Source organism: uncultured Agrococcus sp., from assembly GCF_945915485.1.
Taxonomy (GTDB): domain Bacteria; phylum Actinomycetota; class Actinomycetes; order Actinomycetales; family Microbacteriaceae; genus Agrococcus.
Genome location: NZ_CAMEFJ010000120.1, coordinates 1 through 5878, shown reverse-complemented (window position 1 = coordinate 5878; position 5878 = coordinate 1). Strand labels below are relative to the sequence as shown.

Here is a 5878-nt window from a genome sequence, read left to right as displayed (position 1 = left end):
GAGGGCCGCAACGACCGAGAGTGCCCCCGTTCGCCCCACTATGCGCTTCTCGGTTCGTTCGTGAGGCGCGAGGCTGCGCGTGCTGAGCAGCAGACTCACGAGTGCGACCGCCGACCCTGCAAGCACGAGCAGGAACACGGTGCGCCAACTCGTGAACTCGGTGAGCGCTCCCGCAACGACGGGGCCCGCAAGCGAGGGCAGTATCCAGGCGGCAGACAACAGGCCGAACATCCGCGGTCGCTGCGGTTCCGAGATGCGACGCGCGATCAGCACGTACATGATGACCGAGTCGATGCCGCCGCCGATGCCCTTGATGATGCGGGCGAGGATGAACGTCGTGACATCCGGGGCGAGCGCACTCAACGCCAGCCCAACGAGGAACAGCGCTCCACCGACGGTGAGGGGCGCTCTCGGCCCGGACCGATCGGCCCAGTTGCCACCGATCACCATGCCGACCATCGCCGCAACGATCGAGGCGGCGTACGCCAGCGAGTACCACCGCGCGCCGAGTTCCGCCATCGCAACGGGCAGCACCGTCGTAATCGCGAACGACTCGAACGCGATAAAGGTGATCAGCACGAGCACGCTCACGATGAATGCACGGCTCACGCGCGTCCACAATCGCGCGCTCTCCGGCGACTGGTTCCTGGTCATGCAGCGTCGCCGACGTCGAGCACGATCTTGCCCCGCCCGTGCCCCGATTCAACATCGCGATGCGCATCCGCGGCATCCTCGAGGCGGTAGCTGTCGCGGATGTGTATGAGCAGCTCGCCCCGTTCCACTCGCCCCATCAGGTCCGCCAATCGGGCGGCCGATCGACGGCTCCTCACAACTCGGCAGTCCAACTCCTGCGCCAACTGCATATCGACGATGGTGGCGACCCGGTCACGGTCGTCGACGAGATCCACCGCTGTGCGCAGATTGCCGTGCCCGGCCGCGTCGAAGGCGACATCCACGAGTGCGCCGACGTCACGGATCCTGTCGGCCTGCCCTTCCCCGTAGGCAATGGGGATAGCTCCAAGACCCCTGAGATAGTCGTGATTCGCCTCGCTCGCCGTGCCGATCACGGTCGCACCGGCTGCGACGGCGAGCTGGGTGAACACTGTTCCGACACCTCCGGCTGCACCGTGGACCAGCACCACATCGCCCGCTCCCGGCACGAGATCCTCGAACGCGGTGTGTGCGGTCTGACCCGACGCCGACAGAGCTCCAGCAACTCGCCAGGGCACGCTCGGGCCCTTGGCGGCAAGTTGCGACTGCGGCGCGACCACGTACTCGGCGTAGCATTCTAGAAGGTTGAATCCGGCGACTTCGTCGCCCGCACGGAACTCCGTAACGCTTGCTCCCACGTGTTCAACAACACCGGAGAACTCATTGCCGAGCACCTGGGGGAACCGGATCTGCGCTCCCGGCGGAGTCCATCCTGAACGAATCGCCGCATCGGTCAGCTGCACGCCCGCAGCGATGACGCGCACCAACACGCCGTCTGGCGGTACGTCTGGGCGGGCGAGCATCCTGACACCGAGTGCTTCCGGAGGTCCAAAGGCATCGATTGCAACCGCCCGCATCATCTCGCTCACTTGACTACCGCACTCTCGCTCAGGAATCGCGAAAGTTCATCGACGGACGCGCTGCCCGACACCCGGCCTCCGGTCTTGGTGATCACCGTGGGCACCGACGAGAACGAGAGACGCCGAGCCTCGGCGATGTCGTTCGCGACATCTGTCTCGAACCGCGACCCCGTCAGCGTCCGCTCGACCTCTTCATGAGGCAGACCCCATCGAGAGGCCAGCCCTCGGAGAACAGCGAGATCACCGAGGTTCTCGACGCGCTCGAAGTGCGAACGGAATGCATCGTCCCACGCCTCATACAGCTGGTCGTCTTTCATCGATTCACCGGCGAGTTTGAGCAGCCGGTGTAGCGGTCGCGAGTCGAACATGAGCGCCTCATCCGCATGAACATTCAGCCCTTCGGCGCTGCCCGCTTCGCGGATCAGTGTGCTTTTGGCCACCCACTGCGACGGCGAAAGCCCCCACTCGTTCGTGGCTACGATCGCGGTCGAGCGGCCAGGACTGAAGGGCCCCTCGGGCTCGAGTAAGAAGCTGCGCCGCCGGACTCGCACCGGCTGATCGGCAAGGGCACTGGCCCTTCGCAGTCGTCGCATGCCGATCCAGCACCAGGGACAGCGCACGTCCGCCCACACATCCACTTCGATCATGTTCCATTTCCTGCTTTCGATAGATTCGTGCGTGCTTTGCACGTGTCCGCAGCCGCTCGCGTGTGGTTCGAAGCGTCACGGCGATCCGGCCGCGAATCCGGCTCTCCTAGACGACCCCCGGCGGGCTCCGTCAGCCCTGCCCCTGTCGGCATGCGGCTGACCGCGTGCGGCAGCAAGAGGGGGAACAGCGGTCAGCGGCACCCTCGCTGTCGCCGCGAAACTCGCGACTGCGGCCTCGCGAAGATGCTCAACCTCACGCGCACTCGTGCCCGGCTGCTGTATCCGCATGTCGACTTCGATCATGTCCCGCTCTCTTTCTCGTGAAACTCGCTTGAAAGCCAGTTAAGAACTTCAAGTTCACTTGATGTCAAGACGTTCGACGCGTATCAGTGCGCCGAGCGTCCCGAACGTCGGGAGAATCGTTCCGCGTGACCGAATGTCGGGCCGATTTCCATACATTGGGGCAAATCCATACATTCGGCACAGACCGACACGGGAACACCCGGCCGAGGCACGGCCGCACCCGCCCTCGGTCCAACCGAGTCGCCATCCTTTCCACCAACGAAGCCTTCGGAATCCCGCCACCGTCGGGACACCGTCACGATCTCGCCCGGTTCCCTCAGCCGTCGCTCTGATCCGCCGTGGCGATGGGCACACGGCGCAAGAGGAGACCGGTGACTATGGCGGCTGCTAGGCAGACCCCGGCGATCACGAATGCCACGGTGCTCAGCGAGGACGCGAAGGCGGTGGCCGCCTGTTCCCTGAGGAGGGCAGCCTCGGGGCCGGACATCTGAGCTGCTAACGCCTCTGCACCTGCGAGGGAGTCACCCGCTGGGCCGTCGACCTGCATATCGCGGCGATAGAAGACAGTAGAGAGAAGCCCGAAGAGGGCAATACCGAAGGCCCCACCGAGCTGCACGCCGGTCTCCGAGATGCTGGCTGCGGCACCCGTCCGATGAGCGGGTGCAGTGGAGATGATCAGCGAGTTCGACAGGGCGCTGACGAGGCCACCCGCGCCCAGTGTCAGGGGGATGTATCCGGCGACGAACCACCAGGGCGAATCAGCCCCTGCCGTGGCGCCGACGACGCAGAATCCGACGGTGGCGATGACGAACCCCAGTAAGATGATCGCCCCCGGTCGGACGCGCTTCGCAAGTCCAGCGGAAACTCCCGCGCCGACGGCCGTCCCGATGAACGTCGGCAGCGCGTACAGCGCAGCTTCGAGCGCGCTGAGCCCATGGACAGACTGCAGATAGGTGAAGGCGAGAGCACCGAGCCCGACCATCACGAAGGCGGCTAGCAGGTTGGCAACCGCGGCACCCGAAAAGGCTCCGCTGCGGAACAGCGTTAGATCAATCAGAGGGTGAGTGGCCATGCGCTGACGCACGATGAAACCCACTACCACCAACGCGCCGCCGATCAGAGTTGCCCAGGCCAGGAAGTCGTTGCCGTACTCTGCGAAGCGTTTTATGGCGAACACGATGCCGAACAGCGAGAGCAGCGAGAGTGCGGCTCCCGGCAGGTCGAAGGTTGCTCCGCGGGGGTCTTTGGACTCGGGCAGCACGAAGGGTCCGGCTATCAGCAGCAATGCCATAACCGGCAGATTGATCAGGAACACCGACGGCCACTCGAATGCCGTCAGCAGGACACCGCCGAGCACGGGTCCGGCGACCGCGCCACCGGTGTAGGCGACAGTCCAGGCTGCGACGGCTTTGCGCCGGGCATCAAGGTCGTCGAAGAGGTCGCGCACAATGGCCAGCGTGGATGGCGCGAGGGTGGCCGCAGCAACCCCCAGCAGTACCCTACCGACGATGAAGAGGGTTGGCGTTGGAGCCATCGCGAGCACAGTCGAGGCGACACCGAAGGCCAGCGCGCCTATCAAGAGCAGCCGGCGTCGGCCGATCCGATCGGCAAGGCTGCCCATTGTGACCAGCAACGCGGCGACAACGAAACTGTAGCTGTCGAGCATCCACAGCCACTCCGTGCCAGTGGGTGCCAGGCTCTGGGCGATCGAAGGGCTTGCGACGAACAGGATGGAGACGTCCATCGAGATCAGAAGTGCGGGCAGCAGGAGAACGATGAGCCCGGCCAGCCTGCGACCTCGGCCACGAACGCTATTTGCGGATTTCGAGGGCATGTTTGTACGTACGTTCATGCCGCGAGCCTACGGGCGATGCGACCCCGAGTCAAGTACGTACGTGCAAAACGATCGTTCATGCTTCTGCTAGCATCGTGCCATGGATCAGAAGAGTGCGCTTCTCGCCGGGGCCAAGCGGTGCTTGGTGGAGAAGGGATATGGGCAGACCACTGCCCGCGACATCGCCGAGGCTTCCGGGGCTCATCTCGGATCGATCGGATACCACTACCGGGGCAAGGACCGATTGATGAACATGGCCGCTCTCGAGCTCAGCGACGAATGGGGCGATACGATCAATCGCGCACTTGCTGAGGCACAGGGGGAGACTGAACGTGAGCGGGTCCTGGCCGCGCTGATCGGCGTGGTGGATTCGCTGCCCGAGTCGCGTGAAGTGCAATCAGCGAGCCTGCAAGCGTTCGCGCAGGCGCAGTTCGATGACGAGTTGCGGGAGCAGATCGCAGCGGGAACTGTCGAAGGTCGCCGTGCCTTCGCAGCGCTGCTGGCAGGTGAGGATGAGCAGACCGATGCCGAGCTGACGCAGGCTCAGGACGCGCTGGGTACGTTGACCTACGCAATCACCGTCGGCCTGGCGGTGCAATCGCTCATCGCCCCAGACACTCTCCCAACGTCAGAACAGATTGAGGAGGCTCTCGACCTGCTCGCCGAACAGTAACGACATGCTCGGAGAGGAAGCCGATTGATCAGGCAGTGCGGGCTCAGCTGACGTATCGCCGTGCCACAGTTCGCACACCGGCGACAGCGAGATTCTGCACTGGAAAACGGCGATACTCGCGACGCTTCGGGCACAGTGCCGCGCTGCAGTGCCGCGGGATGCTCGTCACGCCTTCGCGACGTGGCCGCCGATGGTGTCCTGTCGGGCGCCGAGCAGCGTCTCGCAAGCACGCGCAAGACGCGAGACGAACGGGGTCGGGTCTGTCCTGCGAGTCAACGCGTGAGCCGAGATGCCATCGATCATGGCGAGAATCTGCCAGGCAACGGCATCGGCATCATCGGTTTCGAAGACACCCGCGTCTTCCCCATCGCGCGCAATACCCGCGATGAACTCCTGCCAGGCCCCCATCTGCTCATCGATCGCGACCGACAGCGGCGCATTACCGCGACCCAGCGACCAGGAATCCACCCACACGAGCGTGATGTTCTCGTGATCATGGGCGAGCACGGTTGCGAGCATCCGGCCCATCCGCTCACCGGGGTCAGCGGATCCGTCGACGTGCTGTCGAACGTCTTCCAGTTCGGAGGCCGTCAGCTCACGGAACGTCGTGGCGACGAGTTCGTCCATGCTCTCGGTGTAATGAGCTACCAGCCCGGGGGCCACCCCGGCACGAGTGGCGACGGAGCGCAGGGTGAGCGCCGACAGCCCTTGCTCGCGGGCGATCGCGACTGCGGCTTCATGGATCTCTGCGGAACGCTGCCCCGGGCTCTTGCGAGTGCGGGTGCGGTGGTGAGTCGTTGACATCGTGCTTCCAGTGTAGGTAGATTGCATATTGATCACTCGATCAATT

The 5878-nt window shown here is 64.5% G+C and carries 7 protein-coding genes; 1 reads left to right on the top strand and 6 read right to left on the bottom strand.

The annotated features are described in order from the left end of the window. The 5 genes from Q0O95_RS12950 to Q0O95_RS12930 form a co-directional block, all read right to left on the bottom strand. A partial coding sequence (locus Q0O95_RS12950) for an MFS transporter (RefSeq protein WP_293699428.1) occupies positions 1 to 654 on the bottom strand: 654 nt, incomplete at its 3' end. After that, the gene (locus Q0O95_RS12945) at positions 651 to 1571 is read right to left on the bottom strand and encodes an NADP-dependent oxidoreductase (protein WP_293699431.1); all 921 of its coding nucleotides are present in this window, start codon (positions 1569 to 1571) and stop codon (positions 651 to 653) included. The genes Q0O95_RS12950 and Q0O95_RS12945, both read right to left, overlap by 4 nt. Before the next feature lie 5 nt (positions 1572 to 1576). After that, entirely contained in the window at positions 1577 to 2218 is a 642-nt protein-coding gene (locus Q0O95_RS12940; protein WP_293699425.1) for a DsbA family protein, read from the bottom strand. A gap of 75 nt (positions 2219 to 2293) precedes the next feature. Beyond that, positions 2294 to 2521 carry a hypothetical protein gene (locus Q0O95_RS12935; RefSeq protein WP_293699423.1) on the bottom strand — a complete coding sequence of 76 codons (228 nt, stop codon included), beginning with the start codon at positions 2519 to 2521 and terminating at the stop codon, positions 2294 to 2296. Between the two features lie 316 nt (positions 2522 to 2837). After that, positions 2838 to 4373, bottom strand: coding sequence for an MFS transporter (locus Q0O95_RS12930; protein WP_293699420.1), 1536 nt, complete (start codon positions 4371 to 4373; stop codon positions 2838 to 2840). Between the two features lie 82 nt (positions 4374 to 4455). Between Q0O95_RS12930 and Q0O95_RS12925 the strand changes: the two genes are divergently transcribed. Further along, on the top strand, positions 4456 to 5028 hold the full coding sequence (locus Q0O95_RS12925; RefSeq protein WP_293699417.1) for a TetR/AcrR family transcriptional regulator: 573 nt from the start codon (positions 4456 to 4458) through the stop codon (positions 5026 to 5028). 165 nt (positions 5029 to 5193) lie between these two features. Here the strand turns inward: Q0O95_RS12925 and Q0O95_RS12920 are convergent, their stop codons facing one another. Then, entirely contained in the window at positions 5194 to 5832 is a 639-nt protein-coding gene (locus Q0O95_RS12920; RefSeq protein WP_293699415.1) for a TetR/AcrR family transcriptional regulator, read from the bottom strand. Between the last annotated feature and the right edge of the window lie 46 nt (positions 5833 to 5878).